The sequence below is a fragment of the Streptomyces sp. WAC07094 genome (genome assembly GCF_036320405.1).
GTDB classification, from domain to species: domain Bacteria; phylum Actinomycetota; class Actinomycetes; order Streptomycetales; family Streptomycetaceae; genus Streptomyces; species Streptomyces lannensis.
In genome coordinates this window covers 7,605,896-7,628,572 of sequence record NZ_JAVMJZ010000001.1, presented here as the reverse complement: position 1 = coordinate 7,628,572, position 22,677 = coordinate 7,605,896, and the positions used below count along the sequence as shown (strand labels likewise).

The 22,677-nt window shown below is 69.1% G+C and carries 7 protein-coding genes; 1 reads left to right on the top strand and 6 read right to left on the bottom strand.

Annotated features, from left to right (window positions below):
- Window positions 1-162: 162 nt before the first annotated feature.
- Window positions 163-1,467: an MFS transporter gene (locus RCR19_RS34115; RefSeq protein ID WP_331268613.1), complete on the bottom strand. Its 1,305-nt coding sequence runs from the start codon at window positions 1,465-1,467 to the stop codon at window positions 163-165.
- 468 nt (window positions 1,468-1,935) lie between these two features.
- Between RCR19_RS34115 and RCR19_RS34110 the strand changes: the two genes are divergently transcribed.
- A complete protein-coding gene (locus RCR19_RS34110; protein ID WP_331268612.1) occupies window positions 1,936-2,583 on the top strand; it encodes a class I SAM-dependent methyltransferase in 648 nt (215 codons plus the stop codon).
- A gap of 147 nt (window positions 2,584-2,730) precedes the next feature.
- On the opposite strand, the gene RCR19_RS34105 is transcribed toward RCR19_RS34110, so the two are convergent.
- From RCR19_RS34105 to RCR19_RS34085, 5 genes are all read right to left on the bottom strand, one after another.
- Entirely contained in the window at window positions 2,731-3,207 is a 477-nt protein-coding gene (locus RCR19_RS34105) for a hypothetical protein (protein ID WP_331268611.1), read from the bottom strand.
- Between the two features lie 8 nt (window positions 3,208-3,215).
- Window positions 3,216-9,584, bottom strand: coding sequence for an RHS repeat-associated core domain-containing protein (locus RCR19_RS34100; protein ID WP_331268610.1), 6,369 nt, complete (start codon window positions 9,582-9,584; stop codon window positions 3,216-3,218).
- 260 nt (window positions 9,585-9,844) lie between these two features.
- Window positions 9,845-13,573 (bottom strand): LamG domain-containing protein, encoded by a 3,729-nt coding sequence (locus RCR19_RS34095; RefSeq protein ID WP_331268609.1) that lies wholly within the window; start codon window positions 13,571-13,573, stop codon window positions 9,845-9,847.
- Window positions 13,574-14,280: 707 nt separating this feature from the next.
- Window positions 14,281-15,093 carry a leucine-rich repeat domain-containing protein gene (locus RCR19_RS34090; protein ID WP_331268608.1) on the bottom strand — a complete coding sequence of 271 codons (813 nt, stop codon included), beginning with the start codon at window positions 15,091-15,093 and terminating at the stop codon, window positions 14,281-14,283.
- A 282-nt stretch (window positions 15,094-15,375) separates the two neighbouring features.
- Window positions 15,376-22,299: a glycoside hydrolase domain-containing protein gene (locus RCR19_RS34085; RefSeq protein ID WP_331269633.1), complete on the bottom strand. Its 6,924-nt coding sequence runs from the start codon at window positions 22,297-22,299 to the stop codon at window positions 15,376-15,378.
- Window positions 22,300-22,677: the final 378 nt, after the last annotated feature.

Sequence of the window (22,677 nt, the reverse complement as noted above, 5' to 3'; positions counted from 1 at the left end):
GGCCAATGCGGCAGGGCCTGAGTCGGAGCGGGTTCGGGTCGGGGGTGTTGTTGCCGGTCGGGTGGTGGCGGGCGGCTGGGGCCGGATCGAACGTCGTCATGGTGGAGATGCCCCCATGGTTGCGTGGTCCGCGCCTCGTCGTCGTAGGGGCGGCAAAGACCCTCACGCCGACGGGACCGCAGTTCCCGGCGAAGCCGACAGAGTTCGTCCCAGGCGGGCGAGTGGTGACAGGGTCATCAGCGCCGGCGACACCAGCATGCCCAGGGCTGTCACCAGGAGACTGGTCCGCGTCCCCCACGCTTCCGCGAGAAGGCCGCCGAGGAGCGAGCCGAGCGGGGTCAGCCCCATCCCGACAAAGTTGATCGTCGCGGCCGCGCGGCCTTGCATCGTGTCCGGAGTCACGGTCTGCCGGACGGCCATGACGGTGACATTCACCAGCTGGCTGAACGTTCCGAAGACGAAGTTGACCGTAAGGAGCGCGGGAACCGTCACCTGGGAGCTGCCGTGCAGTGCGGGCACGAACAGGAAAACGCCGTCGCCGAGTGCTGCCGCGGACACGAGCACCGCGCCGTATCCGAAGCGACTTGGTAGGCGGGCTGCCAGCAGCGAGCCCAGGAGCGCGCCCGGCCCCGTCGCCGCGAGCGCCAGCCCGACGGCGGTGCCCGACAGGTGCAGGTCCCGTGGCAGGAACAGCAGATAGACGGTCATCACAGCCGCGAAGAAGAACTGGAAGGCGGCTGATGCCAGGCACACAGTCCGCAGCGAGGCGTCGCCGGCGACAAAGCGGAGGCCCTCTAGGATCCGCCGCCAGACCCGAGGAGAACGTTCCGAGCGTTCCGGGATGGATTCGCGGCGGTCGATCCGCCGGATCGACAGGAACGACAGCACGAAAAACACTGCACTGGATGCGACAGCGATCGGCGCCGACAGCACGGACACCAAGACACCGCCGAGGGCAGGCCCGCCGATCTGCGCAGCGGACCGGCTGCCCTCGAGCGCGCTGTTCCCTCGCACCAACTGATCGCGTTCCACCATCCGTACCAAGGATGCCTGGTATGCCACGTCGAAGAACACGGACAGAGCCCCGACCGCGAAGGCGAGCACGAGCAGCGCGGGCAGGCCGAGTCCAGCAAGGAGACCGGTCACGGCGGCGGCGCCGAGAGCCAGGGCACGACCGGCGTCCGCCAGCACCATCAGTGTGCGGATCCGCCATCTGTCCACCCATGCGCCGACGAAGAGCGACAGCAGCAGGATCGGCGCCTGTCCCACGGCGCGCAGGACGCCCAACTGCCCGGCACCGGCGTGGAGCGTCAGGACGGCGAAGAGCGGCAGAATCACCAGGCTTGTGTGTTCGCCCAGTTGGGAGGCAGTCTGGCCCACCCAGAGCCTGCGGAAGTCGCCGTCCCGCCACAAGCGTGACGGATCGAGTCGACCGGAATCGGATACAGCGGAGGACGGGGACGGCAAGGGGACCTCTCGGTAGACCGAAGACGAAACCCACCAGCCGGCGCACGACAGGTGCACCGACCGTGTCAGACAGCGGGAAAGGACGGCTCGCTGTGCCGCGCATCAAGGGCGGCACGCGATGACGGCCGCAAACGTCAACGCGTGCTCGGACGACCGACCATGTCTTCGCTCCTCGTGAGTCACTCGCTGCTCAGACACTAGCTCCCGCCCGACAGCGCACGAAAGGTAATTTAGGTGCGGGGGCGAGCGGACGGCGGAAAGGGTCCGATTGTTCGCGCCAGGACACAAGGGTGGGCGGCTCAACGGGTATTGCCCCTGCTCGGCGAGTGTCTCGCCCCAGGAGACCTTGCCCCTTGTCCCACCTGACCCAATTTCACTCGGCAGCCGGCTCCCGCACATGATCGGTCACACAGCCGCTCGGCAGGTGTTCTTGAAACGCAGGGCCTCTCCTGCCGCTACCGTCTCCGGGTGACCGAACTCGACACCTTGCACACCACCCGCAAGGCCTACGACGCCATCGCCCCCACCTACGCCGAGCTGTTCCACGACCCCCTGCACGACCGCCTTCTGGAGCGCGCCCTCCTGAGCGCCTTCGCGGAGCTGGTGCGGACGGTCGGCGACGGCAGAGCTGCCGACCTCGGCTGCGGACCGGGTCACCTGACGGCTCACCTCCACGGACTGGGCTTGCACGCTTTCGGCGTCGACGCCTCCCCCGTGATGGTCGAGCTCGCTCGCGAAGCCAACCCCGGACTGCGGTTCGAGGTCGGCTCGATGGCCGCGCTGAACATCGAGGACGGTGCGCTGGGCGGGGTGCTCTCTCGGTGGTCCGTCATCCACACCCCGCCGCTGGACCTGCCCGCCATCCTGGCCGAGATCGCCCGGGTCCTGGCTCCCGGCGGGCACCTGCTGATCGACTTCCCCGCCACCGACGGCCCCCACGAGGAGACGCAGGCCTATGACCACACGGTGGTGACGGCCTACCGCTGGTCCCCCGACCGCTTCGCGGAGCTTCTGGCCGATCACGGGTTGGCACAGTCGGCCCGCTTGGTGATCGAGCCCAAGCCCACCGACCGGCGGCAGTTCCAGGAGATCCAGCTCCTTGCGTGTAAGGCCTAGACCCAGGAGCCGGACGACAGGCCGGAAGCCGGCACCTCCTTGTAGGGAGGTACCGGCTTCCGGCCCTGCTTCGGCGAGTGCCCTTCGCCAGGCCGTCACCTGCCCGGCCCGGGGTGGCGCCGGTGATGCGACGGACTTCCGATCGGTTCAGGCGCCGAGGAACATCCTGCACGTCCCCGATCGTTCGAAGACCGCTCCAACGACCTTGGGCAGCTTCGTTCCCTTCGCGCGGGTGTAGGCCGGGCCGGAATCCGGCGTGAACCCCGCGTCGACGACGTCTGTCAGTACTTCGTCGGGGGTCTTCTTCCCCGCGGAGGCGAGCCGGTTGTCCTGGACGAACGCCGGTACACCGTCGCACGGCATGGAGAACTGGACGTTGAACGGGTATCCGTCCAAAGCCTTGAGGGCACCGTAAGCGATGTCCTCGGCCCCCTTGGGCAGGCGGACACCGTAGTCGGACAGGGCCTGGTCGAGGCTGACGTCGGCGGCGTCCGACGGAGACTCGTGCGGGAACGGCCCGGCGCGCTCGGCGGAGTGCAGGCCGTCCGGATCACAGGCGGCAAGACCCCCGGCCAGCAGCGCACCGACGAACAACGCCGACATCCGGGTCAGGCGGTGGAACACGATTTCTCCTAGCCGACGTTGAACGTCTGGTGGCCGACGACGTCGAAGTCATGAGCCAGCCCGACCGAGTTCAGATGAGCCATGTCGTTCTGCCGCAGCGGCTTGAAGGGCCCCACACCGAGGTCGCCCCGAGGCTTGCCGCCTCCGATGTTCCCCCAGTTGTACCGCTTGTAGACATCCACGGTGACGGTACCCGTGAGCTGGCCCCTCTTCATGACCGTGTCTCCGCGCACCCGGTACTGGTAGCCGTTGAGCGCGAAGTAGTAGTCGTCGGCGTCGGCGCCTTTGTTCATTCCGTGCTCACGCCCCCTGGCGACGCTGCTGCCGTGCCAACCGCTGTCGAAATGACCCGGCTTGATCTGCTGACCGACCTCTTTCCGCATGTAGGAGGGGCTGTTCATCATGTCCGCGACGCTGACCTCGACCGTCTCGCCGCCGTTCTCCATCCAGTGTTCCATGAGGTCGAAGCCGCGCTGCCACCCTCTCATCGCGACGTAGGACAGGGCCATGGAGCCGGCCAGGAAGAACACGCTCTTGTCGTGCGCGTCCGTCTTCAGGGTGCCCCACCCCGGACGGTTGGCGTCCTCGGCCTGGACCGGGGGGTACTCGTAGGCCGGGCCGCCGGCCGGCATCTTCTTCGGGTCGAAGCCTGAGCAGTTGTGCGGGTTGCACAGGGAGCCGAATCCCTGCTCGTTGGCGAGGTCCTGGCTGATGGGCGTCCCGCCCTTGTCCACGGGCTTGTTCATGGTGGGGTCGGCCCACCAGTTGTCCTCGCCCGTCGGATCCCAGCCCATCAACGGGCTGTTGTCGGCGTAGGCGTATCCGTTCAGCGACTGGGCGTCGGAGGTGTCCAGCAGGGGGTCGACGCTGAGGAACTGGCCGAGCAGCGGATCGTATTCGCGGGCGCCGACGTGGGTGAGGCCGGTGGCGGGGTCGGCGGGCTTGCCGAGGAACTTCTTGTCGTCGGGCCAGTTGGTCACCGCGGTGCCGCGGTCGGCGCCGAAGGGGGTGGTGTAGCGCTTGGTGATGGCCTGGTCGGTGGCGGCGAGGGCGAGGCTCGCGGTGTTGTGCCGGTCGGCGGCGAGCCAGGTGAGGGTGGAGGTGCCGCTTTGGTTGGTGCGCACCGCCACCGCGGTGCCGCCGAGGGTGTAGGTGCGCTGGGCCCACTTCTTGCCAGTCGTGGTGTTGTAGTGGACCTCGGTGGCACCGAGGTAGAGGACGGTCTCTCCGCCGGTGTTGCGGCGGACGAGGAGGCTGCCGTCGGTGTCGTAGACGTATCCGGTCGTGCTGGTGGCGGAGCCGGCCGTCTCCTTCAGGCTGCCGAGCCGGCCCTCGCTGTCCCAGGTCAAGGCTTGGGTCGCCGTTCCGTCGGGGCGCGTGGTGGTGTCACCGGCGGCGTCGTAGCCGTAGGCGGCGGTGACCCCGGTGCAGGCACCGGCGGCGGTTCCGGAAGGAGTGGCGGTCAGGATGTGCGGCTGGGCGGTGTTGTTGTAGCAGTACGTGCGTGAGGTGGTGCTGCCGGAGGTGCTGTGGTTGGTCTCGGTGGCGCGCTGCCCGGCGCTGTCGTAGGTGTAGCTGTTCCAGTAGGGGGCGGGACCGCCGAGGTTGGCGGCGGTGCGGCCGGAGGCGGCGCAGTCCGCCGTCTTGGGTGTCCAGGCCTCGGTCAGACGCTGGTAGCCGTCGTAGGCGAAGCACTGGTTGTCGTCGGTGCTCGTACCGCCCAGGGCGGTGGGGTCGGTGAGCGAGGTGACGTTGCCCGCCTGGTCGTACGCGTAGTTGAGCTGCTGGAGTTGCCAGGGGTGGGTGTCGTCGGTGACCACGGACTGGGTCAGGCGGTCCGTGCCCTCGTCCCAGGTGTTGGTCAGGTAGGCCTTCTTGACTCCGGCGGCGTCGGAGACGCCGAGGGTCAGCTGCTGGACCTTGTCCGTGGCGGTGAAGTCGCTTGCGAGGACGTAGCTCTGGGTGCCGCTGAGGGTGGTGGGGAGGCCGTAGTCGTTGTAGCCGGTGTCGATGATCTCCTTGGGCAGTCCGGCGACCGCGGGCTGGACGTCCTGGTCCTGGGCGCCGGTGATGTCGTAGTGGGCGCTGAAGGACAGTGTCGCGGACGGTACGGCACCGGAGGTCACCAGCGGATCGTCGGCGGGCAGCGTCAGAGTGGAGTCCAGCGCGTGGTAAAGGCTGTCGTAGCTGGTGACCTTGCGCGTGTAGGCGTGGGCGGTGTCGGTGGCGCCGTTGGTGTAGCGGGTCGACGTGGCCAGCTGACCCTTGTAGCCGGTGGCGTCGTAGGTGAGGGCGGTGAGCTGGTTGGCCGGGATCTGTTCCTCGGTGGTGGAGGTCAGGTCGGCGTCGGTGGCCGCCTTGTAGGTGGCGGTGGGGCGGCGCAGCTTGTCGTAGGCGGTGATGACCACCCGGCCGGCGCCGTCCTTGGTCCACGAGGGCAGGTCCCGGCTGTCGTAGCCGGTGGTCTCGGTGCCCTTGTCCGGGTCGGTGCTTTTGACCTGACGGCCGAACAGGTCGTAGACCCAGGTCCAGGAGCTGTTGTCCGGGCCGGTGACCTTCGCCTGCTTGTCGTCCAGGGTGTACGCGAACTTCGTCGAGGTGTAGAGGGTGCCGGTGCCGCCGCCGTAGGCCGCGTCGTCGGGGGACGGGGAGGCGTACTGGCGGGTCTCGACCGTGCGGCCGAGCGCGTCGGTGATCGTGCGCTTCGCCGAAGCGCCCTGCACGCCGGAGGTGGCCGTGGAGTCGCCGGTGTAACTGGTGGTCGTGGACCAGCGTTTGACACCGTAGGTGTAGAGGGTGCTGGTCTCCGGGCGTTCGGCCCCGTCGAAGGTGACCGAGGTCTGCTTGGCGGTGCCTCCGTACTCGGCGCGGCTGTAGGTGCCCGAGGGCGCGTTCTTGCTGTCGTAGACGTCGGCGTAGGTCTCGTAGGCCAGGCCGCGGCTGTCGTATCGGGTGTCGGTCAGGATCCGGCCGCCCTCGGCGCTGCGCTTCTGGGTCTGGATGGGCCGCAGTTGGGCGTCGTAGATGGAGTAGGCCGTCTCGTAGGTGTCGCCGTCCGCCTTGATGGCGCCCGTGGAGGTCCAGGACGCGGCGGTGTTGCTGACGCTGTAGCCGAAGACGTAGCTGGCGGGCAGGTCACTGGTGCGGTTGGGCAGCCACAGGGCCGTGACCCGGCCGAGGGCGTCGTAGGTGTACTGGGTCTGCTTGTTGTTGATGTCGAACGAGCGCATGACGTTGCCGCGCGCCGGGTCGTAGTAGGTGAACGTCTTCTGGGTGGCCGCGTTGGTCGTGATGGCCATGGTCAGCGGGCCGCCGGAGGCGGGTGTGTAGGCCGTGGTGGTGGCGTTGCCGGCGGCGTCGGTGACGGTGGTGGGGCGGCCGAGGGTGTCGTGGACGGTCTTGGCCGTGGTCTGCCAGGTGGTGGGGTTGCGCTCCCCTGCGCTGGAGGTCGCGGGGTAGGCGGCTGCCCGTCCGGTCCAGGAGGCGTCGCCCAGGGTGGGCGTCTGGTTCGCGGTCCAGGTGGTGGCGGCGGTGTTGTCGAAGACGGTGGCCTTGTCGGAGAGCACGTCTCCGCGGTCGGCGACCTCGGCGGGCAGGTCGAGCTGGTCCTCGCCGGTGGCGCAGGTGCGGGAGACGGTGCGGCTGCGGGAGACGAGGTCGGAGATGCCCTTGGCGGCGTTGCGGGCGTACCAGGTGCGGGTGCAGGTCTCGTCGCCGCTCTTGGCGACGTCGCCGGCGTCCTCCTCGGTGGCCTTCATGCCGTAGGAGTCGAAGGTGGTGGAGGTGGTGTGCGTGCGCCAGGAGTCCTTGACCGTCAGATAGGTCGATGTGGCGGTCCCGGCCGTGCGGACGAAGTACGCCTCGGTGTCCGCGTAGGACTCGTGCTGGGTGGCGGTCCTCTTCGACCACGGGTCGTTGACGGTCACCGCGATGGCCTGGCTGCCGTCGTAGGTCACCTGCTGCCGGGTGAAGCCGGTGTACTGCTCACTGTCGGTCTGGTCCGCGATGGTCAGTCCGGGGACGGCGAGTGCGTTCACGCTGACGTCCTTGCGGGCGGTGGGGTCCAGCTTGCCGTCCGAGCCCTGTACCCGGTCCCCGTCCATGCCCTGCATGTAGAGGGTCACCGTCTTGGACTTGGTGGCGTCCGTGCCCTTGACGGTGGTGACCTTGCCGTAGCCGCGCCACTGCGACCAGGTTCGCTCGGCCTGCGGCGTCAGCGGGTTCTCGTCGTAGTGCCAGGCGGGGTCGGCGTAGGTGTAGTCGGTCTCGGTCGTGGCGTTCTTGCCGGTGGGGTCGGTGCTGGTCACCGCGAGGACGCGGTACTTGTGGAACCAGTCGAGGCCGGCTTCCTCGGCGCCGTTGATGTGCCAGTACACCGGGTAGCACGAGGTGTGGTCGTCGTCCTCGTCAGGGGTGTTGCCGCGCACGCACTCCGGGTCGGAGAGGGTCACGGTGGTCACCGCACCGGTCTCCGAGATGAGGGTGCGGATGCGGGGTCGGTAGAGCGGCACGATGTCGTCGGTGCCGTCGACCCGGTTGGGTCGCTTGTCGTAGGTGAACGTCACCGGCGGCAGGGCGATCGCGGCGCCCGACTTGCCGGTGTGCTTGATCGAGTCGAGCACCAGGACCTGGTCGGAGGTGTCCCCCAGGTCGCCGCCGTCGAAGAAGTGCTGGGCGAGATCCCAGGAGTCGACGGCGTCGTAGGTGTTGGCGGCCGCGTCCCAGGAGAAGGAGTTGATGCCCGTCAGCCGCTTGCGGGTGAAGAAGGAGGGGCTCTCGGCGTCGCAGTCGTCACCGCTCTTGCAGATGGTGTCGAAGGGCACGTCGGGCCAGTTGTCGGCGGTGGATTCCTTGAGGTCCGAGCAGTCCGAGGCGGTGCAGCGCTCGGTGTAGTCGAAGGTCACCTTGTGCGAGGCGGTGCCGGAGAACAGGGCGTCCTTGCGCTGACCGTAGAGGATCTTGGTCAGGTAGCCGCCGCGGGTGTAGGTGGCGGTGGCGGTGTCCGCCTTGTTCTTGGCGTAGGAGTTGGTCTCGGCGGTGTACCAGTACGACATCGCGTTGCCGTGCAGGTCCTCGACATAGTCGAGGTTCCACCGCCACGCCTGCGTCACCGCGCGGTCGGCGAATGCGGTGCCCTTGCTGTAGCCCGGCTCACCGGAGTCGTCACCGAAGACGGGCACGGTCCAGGTGGAGTTGGTGCGCTCGGTGCCCGCGCCGTCCAGCTTGTTCTGGCCGAAGACGTACTTGGTGCCGTTGCCTGTGGTCACCGTCCAGTATTCGCCGTCGTCGTCGCCGTTGTCGGCGCCGGTGCCGTGGGTGACGGTGGAGGCGTCGTCGTCCTTCAGCCGCCAGGTGCCGGTGGTGTCGTCCTTCACCAGGGTGGTGGACTTGCCGTTGAGCACGAGGGAGGCGTTGTCGTACTTCCAGCACATGTCGTACTTGTCGTCCTGGCCGTCGTCGTCGCAGGAGCCGTACGAGCGCTCCACGTACGAGGAGGACGACAGGTCGAATCCCTCACCGACGACGCTGCCCTGGTTGTTGGTGTTGGCGGTGCGGCCGTCGATGGAACCGGAGTCGTAGGACAGCGTGACCGACGGGGTGGGGCCGGCCGCCGGAGCGGGCGGGGTCATGGGGTACGACCAGGTGAAGGACCCCGCGGAGCCGCCGGCCTGCCAGGACGACGACGCGCTCAGCGGGGTGGCGGTGTAGGCGCCCGACCCGGACGCCGACTCGCCGGCGCCCGCGGTGAGCGCCACCACGGCGGTGGCCGGTGCCGCCGCCGCGCGGGCCGACACCGCCACCTGCGCGGACACGGTCTGCTCGCTCACGTCGTTGTGCGTGCCGGCCAGCGGTGTCTCAACGCGACAGGACGCCTTCTCCGGCGTGGTCAGCGCACACGCGGGCAGCTGCACCAGGCGCAGCCGGCCCGCCCAGTCGCCGCCGTAGGCCGAGGCGAACGACGAGTAGTCCACGTCAAGTCCGGTGGTACCGGCCTGCTGTGAGGTCAGCGACAGCAGAACGCCCTTGATCCCGGCGGCGGTCGCCTCCTTGCGGCCCAGCACCTGTACGGTCGCCGCGGTCGCGGACGTGGCCGACCGTGCCGCGGGCGCGGTGAGGGTGACGGGCAGGCCGCCCACCTCGGCGCGCTTGCCGCGGACGAGTTCGGCGCGGGCGGCGGCGGGCCAGGTGGCGTGCTGCGCGGCCAGTGCCTTGGCGCCCTGCGCGCGGTTCTCCGCCTGGGCCTTGGCCAGGCGGTCCCGGGCCGCCTTCGCCGTGGCGGGGTCGGCGGGGATCATCTTGGCGCTACGGGTCTTCGGTGTGCCGGGTCTGCCGAGCGCGTCGGCGGCCTGGGCGACCGGGGCCAGGCCGATCGGCACGCTCAGAGCGAGAACGAGTGAGCCTACGGTCAGGCGAAGCGTGCGGCTGACGGTGGCCGGGCGGCCGTTCCGTCGTCTTCGCGGACGGAAGAGCATGGTGTGGTCCCACCCCTTGGCGTTCGTGCACGGATGTTGCATGAGGACGCCGGGTCCGCTGGACGTCGAGTCCGCGGGACGCCGGAGGGCCGGGTCGCGGCGCGACGCGGCCCGGCCCGGTGGTTGGTCGGGGCCCGGCCCTCGCGGCCGGGCCCCGTCGGCGGCTAGCCGCCGATCATGTTCTCCACCTGCATGTCGTTGGCAGGTGCCCCGACCCAGATCCGCAGATCGCTGATCTTCTCGGGCAGGTAGTTGCCCCACGCCTTGTTGACGTAGGCCCGGCCGGCGGAGAAGTCCCCGTTTCCGGCGACCGCGGTGAAGGCGGTCGGCACGTCGTTGGGTGTGGCGTCGAGATACAGGCTGATCGTCCCGTCCTGGGCGTTGTAGGCGCCGGTCAGCCGGACGCGTTCGTCGGTCAGGGCGGTGCTTTCGGAGCTGACGGCGGTGTAGGTCCTGCCGTCGGCCGCGAGGCGTCCGAAGCGCCAGTACCCGACGGGTACGTCCTTGAGGGTTCCGTCGTCCTGCGGGACCTGTTCGGTACCGGTCTGGTTGAACCACAGGCCCCAGGCGGACCCGTCGGCCGTGCGCTGGCCGACGACCTGTCCGCTGTATCCGGCGCTCTTGCCCGCCAGGGCGGCGCCGTCGAGTTCCACCTCGGTGGTGACGGTGAAGGAGCCGGTGTCGTCCACGACGGGGCCGGATACGGTGGCCGCGTCGTCGACGCCGTCCAGTGAGACGGCCTCGCCGTCGAGTGTGGCGCCGCCGCTGAGGGCCATGGTCCGGCTGTAGCCGCTGACCGAGTCGGCAAGGGTGCTTCCTGTGGCGCCGTCCGGGTCCCACGCGCCGACCAGTTCCACAGCTGTGCTTCCGGTGTCCGGGTCGATCAGGCCGGCCTCTTGCGCCATCTCGCTGTCGGACAGGGCCCGCTGGAACACCGCAACTTCGTCGATGCGCCCGCGCCAGTAGTTGTTGAACCCGCCGCTGTAACCCGCTCGTCCGATCTGGAGGGCACCGTCGCTGGTGGTCGGCTTGCCCGAGGTCCCCAACGCCGCCGGTGCGCCCTGCGGGCGGCCGTTGACGTAGAGGGTGATGGTGCGGTCGGTGGCGTTGTAGACCCCGCCGACGTGCGTCCATGCCTTCAGGGGTACGCCCTGGGCCGAGGCGTTGGCGCCGATGTACTTCCGCGCGCCGTTCTCGTACCAGGACCACAGGAACACCCAGCGCTGGACGCCCGAGGAGTAGTACAGCGACCAGCCGGTGTTGTCCGAGTTCTGCTGGGAGGCGATGCAGTGGAAGTCGGTGTCCTCCGTCAGATAGGCCCAGGTCGAAACGGAGAAGGAGGCCTGAGTGTTGATCGCGGGTGACGTGGTGTCGGCCCAGGCGGTCTGGTTGGCGGTCACGTTGGAGTCCAGCCAGAAGGACCGGTCCTGCTCGCCACGGCGTGCCAGGCTGGAAAAGCCCGCGCCGGCGGTGTGGAAGATCAGGGGGTGGCGGGTGCCGGCCGTGGTGGCGGAGTCGGCGGCCGTGACCACTCCGGAGCCGGGCGCCGCGTCGTCGAAGTGCCAGCGTCCGGAGGCTCCTTCGCCCTCCGCGACCTTGAACAGGAAGCTGGTGGTCGCGCCGGGGCGCCCGGAGCCGACGTTGTCCTTGGCACGGACCTGGAGGGTCTGCGTGCCGGGCAGCTCCGGAGTGATCAGCTTCGTGGGCGCCGAGCCCGTGACGGAGTGCCAGGTGGGCCACGTCGGCAGCCGGTACTCGTAACCGGCGATGTTGGTGTCACCCGTGGCGGGTTTGAAGTAGAAGTTGCCGCCCTGGCCCGGTCCGCCGCCGGCGGCACAGGCGTTGGCCGTGCACAGGCTGTACGTCCCGTCGGTGGTGACCGTAGGCGCCTTCGGGGCGGTGGTGTCGACCTTGAAGTAGCACCAGCCCTTGGTCGTCACCGAGCTGTGCGTCGACTCGATCATGTGGTCGTCACCGCTCCAGTACGACCGGGTCCACGACGACATCCGGGCCAGGGTCCCGTCCGCGAAGGTCACCGGCGAGGTCACCTGTACCTTGGCGTTGTCGGTGACGAACCCGCTTGAGGGGCGCACCGGTTCGGTGGCGGTGGTCCAGCTGCCGTCGGAGTTCTTCTTCTGCACCACGAAGTGGGCGCGCAGGGTCGCACCGCTCTCGCCGCCGGACTCCGTCTGGACGGTGGTGAGGAAGTCGGGGGTCGGGTCGGAGATGATCGCCGGGTCCGACTCGGCGGTCTCACAGGTTGTGCCGCTGCCGGAGAGGACGCCGGGACCGGTGGGCGGCGCCGGGACACCGACGTAGTTGACGTCGAGGACCGCGTCGTCGTCGAAGCGCTTCCAGCCGTTGGGGTCGCCCTCGTCACCGGCCTTGATCATCAGGGTCAGCCGGGACATGTCACCGGCTGCGAAGGACTGCACCGTCTTGGTCAGGTTCTCGTACGACTGGCTGGGGTCGTCGTTGAACTCGATCGGCTTCGCGGGCTGGCTCGGGGAGCAGTCGGAGCCACGGCCCGCCGAGACCGTACGGTCGCCCATCACGTCCCAGTTGGCGGTGGGGCCGGGCCAGCGGGTGGAGGAGGAGATGTCACCGGTGCGCACCAGCTGCACCACGGTCGCCGTGCAGGACATCGACCAGCGCTCGGTCACCCGGAAGGTGGCGTCGAGCACCCGCTTGCCCTTGAGCGCGGACGGCGCGAACTCGAAGTACATGCGCTGCTTGTACGGGGTTCCGGTGGTACAGGGGTAGCCGAAGCCGCCGGTGTAGTAGATCGAGCACAGGCCCACCCCCTTGCCCTCGTCGCCACCGGAGAAGTTGTAGAAGGTGTCGCCGTCGGAGGAGAGCACCGTGCGCTCGGACTCCGACCAGGAGACGTCCGGGTCGATGTAGAGCGGGTAGACGGTGTCCTCGTCCTTGAGCTCACCGGCGTCGGGGACGACGGTGATGGCGCTCTGGGTGAGCGACATGTCCAGCGGAACAGCGGTGGCACCGTCGCCGGGGCCCTCAGCCGGGTCGGTGACACCCGACTCGTCGCCCTCGGCCGCGGAGCCGGCCGCCTGGCTGTCGCCGGTCTGCCCCGCAGCGTTCGTGGACGGAGCCGAGGCCGTCTTGGCCGAGGAGGAGCCCGAGGGCTTGGTCTGAGCGGCGGGGGCGGTGGTGCCGTCATGGCCCGTGGAGTCCCACTGGCGGGCCGTCGGGGCCCGGAAGACGGTGGTGCCGTTGTCGTCCACCGCCTGCAAGGACTGGCCCGCGCCCTCCCTCAGCACCAGGCCGTCTGCCCGCACCGGCAGATGCAGCGCGGTCAGTGCCGGGTTCGCGGCGGCCTGAGCCGTCTTGACCACGAGTACTTCGCGATAGCCCTCGGTGGTCGCCGTCATCCGCAGGTCCACGTCCGGCAGGACGTTCGCGTAGACGGCCGAGTCGCCGTCCAGCGTGGGAGTGGGCAGTGAACCGGGCCAGCCCGCCGTCAGGGTGTGGCCGTCCTCGGTGATGCTCACCAGGTCCGTGCCGTCGCCGCCGTCGGAGAACGACACACCGGCGACAGCCGCCTTCGGGGCGATCCGGTGGTCTTCACGGCGGGTCAGGGTGGCGTCGGGCGTCGCCCAGGCGCCACCGGGCTGTGCCACCCGGACAGGGACGGCCGACTGCTTGAGGTTGAAGGTGCTGCCGTCCGGATTGGCGTACGTGGTCGAGTACTCGGTGCGCTCGGAGACCACCTCGACCGGCTTCCCGGTGGCCACCGCCTGCGCGGACGCCTGCGTTGCAGCGGACGCTGCGGAGGCAGCCTGGCTCGGCGCCGCGGCGGCGGGAGCCAGCGGCAGGACGGGAAGTCCGCCGAGCAGCAGTCCCGACAGTGCCCCCGCCACCGTCGTGCGCATTCTCGGTCTGTGTCGTGTGCTGATGCCCATCGGTATGCCCCACCCCGCCATTTCCCTGGTCCGTCGGCCCGGGCGCCGCACGAAGGACCCGGTCGGGGCTCGTGACGGCGGCGCCGAAGAAAACTCAGCACAGGAAAGCCGCACCCCGAGGGGGCGTCAACTGACTAATTTTTGCGCGGAGTTGACTGGCAATTGGGCGGAAGGAAGCGTGAGAGATACATCCGAATACCCTCCTCTCCCGTCATGCGTACCGAATCGGACGAACCATTTCGTCACGTCGCATCAAGAGAGGAACCCACACCTCCGTTTGAATGTCGGACAGGCGGCACCAATGAAGATCAACCCCATTCCGGCAAAGACCGGGAACGGTGGCGCCCGTCACATCGGCGAAAGAGAGGGAGCGGCCTCCGCATTTAACCCGTGAGACATCTCTGCAGGGGCGGACGTTCATGCCGAAGATGATCAACTTTCATCCGGCAAACATGTGCCGATCCTGTGCTCCGCCACCCGCGTAGACGTCTCGTCGATGACCTTCGCCCGCCGCCACGGAGCGGCTCGCGCACGCACGGACGCCCCGGGCCATGCCAGACCGCGGCTGGGACGGCGGTACATGTCGCAGTCAGCCGCGTGCGACGGTCACCCACCGCGCAAGATCACGCTCGGCCGTACTCGCTACTCCGGGGAGCGCCGAGAGGTTCCTCGGCTGGTCAGTCCCAGTCAGATGCCGGCTGCTCGATTTTGCCACCCTTGTGCGGTGAAGGAATGTAGTCACGAGCGCCGCTGGGCAGTGCGGCAACACAGACCGGTGAGCAGGCGCTGACCAGCAGGGGCAATACGTCTGTGGCCACACGCAGTGAGATCCATACCTGATGGAGTGCGTTCTGTTCGATCTCACGGTCGCAGACACTGCACTTGTGCACGGCGGTCGCCCCCCAGCGCCGAGGATCCAGGTTTGCCAGGTCCAGGTCCGCGACGGATTCCAGGGAAGGTTGGAGCCGCGGGAATGGAGGTCGCAGCTTGTAGTTGCCGAACAATGCACGCGTGCTCACGGTGCTGCGGGTCAGCTTCCGGCAGCGAGTGATCTCGTAGGGGAACCAGTGCAGCCGGTAGGAGGTGTAGGGGCTGAACTCCTCGAGGCTGGTCATGGCCCCGATCTCAGGCGGAATCCGGACCAGGTTGCTGCCGTAGAGCACGAGGTGCTTGACCGCGGTCAGCCTGGCGATGCTCGGCGGCAGGGTGATGACTTGCCGCCGCTCCTCCGGGCTGAGTTCGAGCAGGGGACGGAACTCTTCGCGCCCGTCGTCCGCGGCCTCGTCGACCAACTCCAACAGGTGCCGCCAGCCCGGGGCGGAGGTGTCCTGACGTTCGGGGTGGAAGCCGACTCGGGCTTGCGGATGCGGCCTGTACCGGTCGAAGCACGAGCATGTGTCCACGCTGCAGGACCCGCTCACACCTGGGGCCCAACCTGGGGTATCGCCCCAGCGGTTCACGTAGAGCCTGGGCCCTTCTTCGTCCGTCACAGCGCCAAGATACGGAGCTTGCCTTGAAGCGTCACACTGATTACGCGGGTTCCGAGTACCTCGTCGGACGGTCGGCGGATGCGGTGGCGTCGGGGCCGGGCTCCCCGACGCCCCGCCGTGAACCACCGCACCACCGCGCCCCGAGCAGCCGTGCCGTCATGCCGACGGCCCCTCCAGGTGAACACAACAGGTTCACCTGGAGGGGCCGTCGTCTGCGGTCCTGTCTCTCGAAGGATCAGCAGGATCCTGCCGTGCCCTCACCGGGCACGGCAGGTCCGTCGGTCATGTCGTGCGCTGCGTCCGAGGGATCCACATGGGCTTCGCCCAATCCGTCAACGACGACCAGAGTCCGCCGCCGACGAGGCCGGCTCCGTTGTCACCCTGGCTCCACGTGCCGGACAGGGGCCAATGGCCCGAACCTCCGTCACCGCCGTGACCTCCGGCCGCGGTCGGCCGGTGATCGCGATCCGTACGCTGGAACCCGACCGTGTAGGTCCGGGTGACCGAACCGTTGGCCGAGGTCACCTTGATGGTGCGGGTGGTGAACCGGGACTCGGTCGACGAGAGGACCGAACTGCCGTCGGTGACCTTCACCCGTGCACCGGACTGGGCCGGTAGGGCGGTGACGGCCGGGATCCCCTTGTTCTTCGGCCAGTCGACGACGTACGTGGACACGTCCGGATCGAACCCGTCGATCGCGACGCCTGCGACGGTGATCGCCTTGGCGTCGGCGACGCTGGCCTTCGTGGCGTCCGAGTGGTTCGTCACCTTGACGGACCCGTCGGCGCCCACGACCACCTTCGCCGCCATCGCCGCCGCCAGGTTGATCCGCTGCCAGCTCGCCTCGCCGTCGGCGGTGAGGTCGAGCGGGTAGCCCGAGTCCGTCGCGGTCTGCTCGAGGACCTGAGTGCGCTGCTCGGCGGTGAGGTTCGGGAAGGCCGTGATCAGGAGCGCCGCCGCGTCGGACGGTGTCTTGAGGGTCTGCCCGGACTTGCCCACCTGGGAGAAGCCGTAGGTCAGGCGCTGCGTGTACAGGTCGACGTCCTGCGTCGTGCTCAAGCCGGCGTAGGGGTCGCCCGCGCAGGCCGCGAGCGTGTCGCCGTAGCCCTCCTTTTCACAAGTGGCGAGAAGTACGTTCTCCATCTCGGTGTGGGCCTGCATCAGCAGCTTCGCGAAGTCGGGGTCGGCCCACCGGTGCGCCACGGTGGCCTGGCCGGTGATGCGGCCGCCCATGACGTCGAGCGGGTAGTGGAACCCGAGGACGATGCGGTTGTTCCCGTACTCGGAGGTGCGCGCCAGGATCGACGGTGCCAGCTCCGGCAGGAGCGTGGCGAGGATGGTCCCCGCCTCGTAGCCGCCGTAGGTGTGACCGCTCGGGTACGAGCCGCTGGTGGTGAGGCTGCCGTACGAGCCGTCCTGCGACTCGTAGATGTCCCCGCCGTCGCCGACGAACCCGAGCCGCACGTACGGACGCAGGTAGCCGAAGTGGTCCTTGGCCGCCCCACCCTTGTCGAGGCCCTGCGTGACGCGGCCGAACAGGGCGCCGGTCTTGGGCAGTTGGCCGCCGTTCAGGGCGTCGAGGTAGATCTTGCCGAGCCGGGATCCGAGTCCGTCGGCCATCGTGACGGTGGAGCTGTTCGTCGCGTCGACCTCGGCCCGGTCCACCTCCTTCTGCGTCGCCGCGTTGTTGATGCGCACGGCGATCTGGTCGTTCTCAGCGGTGAGCGGGGTACCGGAGGGCACCTTGGTGTTGGCGCCGAGGATGTCGGAGCCGAGGTCCCGGAAACCGTTGAGCAGGCCGTAGAAGTAGTCGGTCCCGTCGCCGGTCCCCGGCCAGGTGTCCGAGGCGTAGTTCGCCTTGAGCGTCTCGTCCGGGAATGGGGACGGCTCGTACGCCGGGTCGGCGGCGTCCGCCGAGGCAGTCGCCGAAACGGTCGCCGGCGCGGTCGCCGGGGAGTCGCCCGAAGTGCCGGCCAGGGTGACGGCGGTGACGGTGGCCGTGTGCGCCTTGGCCTTGCCCGCGGTCGTCAGCAGCGCCGCGTCCGCCGTCGCGGGAAGGTGCGCGGTGGTTCCGTCACCGAGGGCCACGGTGTAGCCGATGATCGGGAATCCCCCGTCGCCGGCGGCGCGCCAGGTCACCCGGACCTGCTTGCCGTCGGTGATCACACCCGTCACGGTGGGCGTCTGCGGCCTGCCGCCGTCGGCCACCGCGGGTGCCGTGGCGGCGCTCGGGCGCGAGGCGCCGAACTTGTTCACCGCCTGGACGCGTGCCGCGTACGACCTGCCGGATCGCAGCCAGGTGAACGTGGTGCTCCGACTGTCCGGATCGTCGATCTCGACCTGGTGGCCGTCGTCGAGGGTGACCTTGTAGCCGGTGACCGGAGAGCCGCCGTCGTCCTCGGGTGCGGACCAGGCGACCGTCACGCTCGTGCCGGACGACGTCGCCGACACCGCGTCGGGCGTGGCCGGCACCGTCTTGGGCTTCGTGGTGAGTGCGGACTGTGCATGGCGAAGGGCGTCGTACCGTGCGGTGAGGGTCGCGTCCGTGGACGTGTCGTCCGCGACCGCGGTCCTCGCCGCGGCGAGTGCGTCGGTGAACGCCTTCCAGGACGCGTCCGTGTAGCGGTTGTCGTCGAGGGCCGACGCGGTCGCGACCAGGTCCTCCAGCTTGAGCCTCGGCAGGGGTATCAGCTGGTTGGCGGCAAGGGTGAGGCTGCGCGTCTGTGCGTCGACCTCGGCCTGCGTCGCGTCGTCGGCGTCGACGAGGGCGCGTGCGGCCGCGAGTTCGCGCAGGTACACACCGAAGTCGATCGCGTTGTAGCGCTCCGCGTCGCCGGAGAGTCCCTCGTACTGGTCGATCGCCTTCCGCAGGGCGGACTTGTCCGTGACGGCGGGCGTGTCCACGTGGCTGAAGGTGATCCGGCCCAGGTTCGCGACGTACGGGTGCGAGGAGTCCGGGGTCGTCGTCAGCCGCAGGTAGACGGTGTGCGAACCGGTGATCGCCTTGGGCAGCGTCAGGCTCGTCGTCCCTCCTGACGACCACGCGGCTCCCGTGACGGGCAGCGGCACGGTCGCGTACGGCGTGCCGGGGTTGGCCGCGTCGAAGGAGTCCAGGTAGAGCTGGACGGCAGAACCGGTGCCGCAGCGGGCGGAGTTGTTGACGTAGGTGATCGTGACGGTGCTCTTCGGGGAGTTGCCGAAGTCGATGTCGCCGTAGTCGAGCCAGGCTCCGTTGTAGGTGCCGCCGAGGTCGGTGGCGGAACCCGCGCCGGTCCAGCCGACCGGCTCGCTCTTGAGCCCGCCGCCGCTGTTGGAGTGCCAGGCGGTGGCGTCGAAGCCCACAGGGGCGTCGGCGTCCTGAGCCAGGGTCAGCGAGTAGATGTTGCCCACGTAGGGCTGCGCGCTGGTCTGCGTGCTGGAGACGAAGGCCGCGTACACGTCCTGGACGTCGGTGAACACGCTCGGGTCCAGCTGCACGGTCGTGGTGGCGATGGTTCCCCAGCCCGATCCGCTGTACTCGAGGGGGATGTCGACGCGCTTGGGGCCGTCCTTCGAACCGAGGTGCAGTTCGATGTGCGAGTCCGACGCCGCGCGCGACTGGGGCTTGTCATAGCGGACCGTGACGGTGTCCGCGCCGTCGCGCAGGTTCGTGTCCTTCCACTGCGCCCACGCGCCGTTCGTCACGTTCTCGAAGATGCCGTTCGAGAGGTTGAGCGGGAGCGAGCCGTCGCCGGTCGTGGTGCTGTTCACCGCGGTCAGCGTGGCGAGCGTGGTCGACGGCGACGAGGAGACCTCGTTCGGCGAGAACTGGTACCAGTCGAAGTTCGACACCCACTGCTGTCCGGACGGGGCGTGGAACACGAACGTCGCGCTCTTCGCGCCCAGCAGGGCGTCCGGGTCGGTGATGGCCGCCTGCACCGTGGTGTAGTACTGCCAGCCGCCCGTTCCGGGGAGGGAGGCGGTGGCGACGACAGGACCGTCCGCGGCGCCCGCGTGGATGTCGACGCTGCTCGGCTTGGCGTCCGTCGGCTGCGAGTTCGCGTAGCGGACCGAGATGCTCCGCGGGGCGACCCCCCCGAAGTCCAGCTTGGCGTACCGCTCCCACGCTCCCTCGGTGACGCCGCCGAGGTCGCCGTCCGAGTAGTACGCCTCCTTCACCAGGCTGGGGCCCTCCATCTGGTCGGGGGCCTCGGCCTGCAGGACGGCGTAGCCGCCCTCGTCGATGGTGAGCGCGTCGATCGCGGAGTGCAGCGCGTCGTCCGCGGCCATGATCGTGCCCGTCGCGGAGGTGGTGTCCGCGAGGACGGTCCGAGCGCGTTCGAGCGCCGACCGGAACACATTCCAGGAACCGTCGGAGTAGTTGCCGCTGCGCACCAGCAAGGCCTGGTCGACCAGTGTGCCGAGGGCCTTGCGGTGCACCGCGGCGGCGGAGATGAGCAGCGGGTCGGTCGGGGATATCCCGGTGCCGCTCACCGTCGCGGCCCGCACGCCATGGGCGAAGGCCGCGTCGCGGAATGTGATGCCGAAGCGCGCGTCGACGTCAGTGGTGCCGGTGAGCGACAGCGTCGCCGTCCGCTTGTCGCTGACGCGCAGGTCCGCCGTGACGCCCTTCGGCAGTCCGGTCACGCTCGCCGCACCGGTCTTGGTGAGGCTGGTTCCCTTGTGAGCGGCGAACGACGCCGGTCCGGACAGGGTGAGCTTCACGCTGCCGTCGACGGTGCCGTCCGCGGCGGTGTCGACGGTGCCCGGTTGGGCGGAGACGACGGTGTCGCCCTTGTCCGTGCCGCCGTCGCCCGTGTCGCCCGAGTCCGTGTCCAGCGAGTACGCGGGCTTGGTGTGGGCGCCCCACTGGGAAGGCTTGGAACCCATGGTGAAGTCCAGGGTTCCGCCGGCGATGATCTGGGAGTAGTCGAGCCACGTGTTGTCGAACCGCTCGCCGTTGAGGGTCGCGCTCTGCACGTAGTAGTTGCTCGGCGACACGCCGTCGGCCTTCACCGTGAACCGGCTGCCGTTGGCGTAGGTGATCGTCGTGGAGTCGAAGAACGGGCTGCCGATCTGGAACTGACTGGAGCCGGCGGTCACCGGGAACAGGCCCAGGGCGGCGCCGACGAACATGGTCGACATGGTGCCGGCGTCGTTGTCCATGGTCGGCAGGAAGCCGTTCGGCGACAGCTTGTAGACCTGGGTCTTGATCGGCGGGGTGAACTGGCCGCCGGAGCTGGGGGCTTCGTTCGTGGAGCCCGTCGCGATGTAGCGGTTCCAGGTCGTGCCGGTGTAGATCGACCGCACCCACTTCTGCGTCAGGCTCGGCTCACCGACGTAGTTGAAGAGGTAGGGGGCCTGCAGGTCGATCTCGTTCGCGTTGGAGTGCAGCATGGTCGAGCCGTCGTCGACACTCGAGTCCTCGCCGAACATGTGCTCGATCGCGGCCTTGCCGGCCTTCTCGCCGCCCATCGCCTTGATGAGGCCGCCCATGTCGTACGCGTCGTACCAGTGGTACTGCCACAGCGTGCCCTGGTAGAGGCCGGCCGCCTCGAACTTCTCGTAGTCGGCGCTCTGCCAGTCGCCGCCCGCGGCACGCGGGGTGAGCAGACCGACCTTGGTGCCGTCGGCGGCGGTCCAGGCGCCGGACTTCACGAGGTTGTCGATCGCCATCGTCGACTGGGTGCGCAGCTTCTTCGCGTCGTCCCTCTTGCCGAGCGCGTCGGCGATGATGGAGAGCGCCCACTGGTCGTAGCCGCGCTGAACTGTCGTACCGGGATCACCCGCGACGTATCCCTGCCGCAGCTGCGCGCCCGTGTAGAAGCCGCTGTACGACAGCAGCGCCGGGTAGGCCTCGTCGAGCCGGTCGAAGTTCTTGTAGCCCTTCGACAGCGCATCGGCGACCAGCACGGCCGACCGCTCCCAGCGCACGGTGGGGACCGAGTGGGTGAGGCTGCCGAGGCTCTTGCCGGAGGTGTGCACGTCGGCGAAGAGCTCGATGAGCGACTGCATCATGTCCCGGTAGGTGGCCGGGTCGATGTAGGCCTCGACGGAGTACTTGCGGAAGTCGTCCCAGGTGGACCAGCCGTCGTAGTACGTGAAGCCGTTGGCCTTGTGCACGGCTCCGTCCGCGCCGCGGTACGTTCCGCTGGTGCTGGTGGCGTTCACCGGCAGCGCGTACATGCGGTACAGGTGCGTGTAGAACTCCTTGGTGAGCGTCGACCCGGGGTCGGACTTCGCAGAGGAGTGCACGTCGACCGCGCCGAGCGCGCTGTTCCAGTCCGCCTTCGACTGCGCGCGCGCCTGGTCGAAGGTGAGGTGGCCCACCTCGTTGCGCTGGTCGGTCGCGGCCTGTTCGGCGCTGATCGGCGACAGCGTGATGCGCAGTTCGATGTCGTCCCCGGCGGACTTGTCGAACCCGAGGACCGCGCCGGTGTCGGACCCGTCCTGCGTGGTCGCCTCGCTCAGCTTGCCGTCGTTGCCCCAGCTCTTCAGCGAGGTGACGGGGACGTTCGTGGTGGCGTTGTAGTACAGCTTGTACGAGGCGCCGTTGAACGAGCCCGCGATGAGTCCGGCGATCGAGGTGGTCCCGTCGGGGAGCGTCGTCGCCTTCATGGTCGAGCGGGTGCGGCTGGTGAAGTTGTTCGCGAGGTCCAGGACGAGCTCGGGGTTCGACCCGGCGGGGAAGCTGTACCGCTCGAGCGCCGTGCGCGTCGTCGCGGTCATCTCGGCCTTGATGGTGCCGGAGTCCTGCTTCACCGACGACGCGGTTCCGGAGATCGCCCCGAGGCCCACCTGATAGGAGCCGGGCGTCGCGCTCTCGTCGTCGTGGCTGTACGCGTGGGCGTACGTGCCGGCGGCGGGCCGGCTGTCGTACTGCACGGACGTCGGGACGACCAGCAGGTCGCCACCGCCCCCGGAGCCGCCGACGCCGTCGAGGTTCGTCGCGGTGAACCCGGCGATGTGGTCCTCGTTGTAGTCGTACCCGGTGTGGTTGCGGTTCGGCGTGGTCAACGGGTTGACCTTGGCCAGGCCGTGGGGCGCCTGAGCGCCCGGCAGGTCGTTGCCGTCGTCGCCTGCGGTCGACACGAACGGGTCGACGAGCTTGGTGTAGTCCGTGCCGCCGGATGTCTCTGCGGACCCCGCGGACGAGGTCGCGGCGGGCAGTGCCACGGCCGCGCCACCACCCGCCAGCGCGGCAACACCGAGCGCTCCGGTCAGCAGCGCGGCCACCGCCGCGCGGAGTGGCCGGCGATGCCGGCGGGCGGGTCTCGGAAGGATCCCGCGGGGCAAGGGGGGATGAGATCTGATGGGCACGTAACCTCTCCAGCGTCGCGATACGCACGCACGGTCCGGCCTCACCAGAAGACAACGTTGTCAGCCCGGCCGCCGGGCGTGCAACCCAGACTGAGTCGGCAATGGACACACGGGTTCGCACCCGCCGCGTTCACAACCGTCCGACATGACACATGGAGAAGGCATACAGCAGGCCAACAGCGTTCGTACAGTACGTGCGTGCCGGTAGCCGCGAAGACGACGCACCCGCTTCGCGTACGGCGCGGCTCCGTGCGTACGGGAGGTGCCCGTTGTGCAGGTCACCCC

Excerpts from the sequence above, each read along its gene's own strand:
- RCR19_RS34095 (WP_331268609.1), bottom strand. The coding sequence starts at position 13,573 with ATGCGCACGACGGTGGCGGGGGCACTGTCGGGACTGCTGCTCGGCGGA.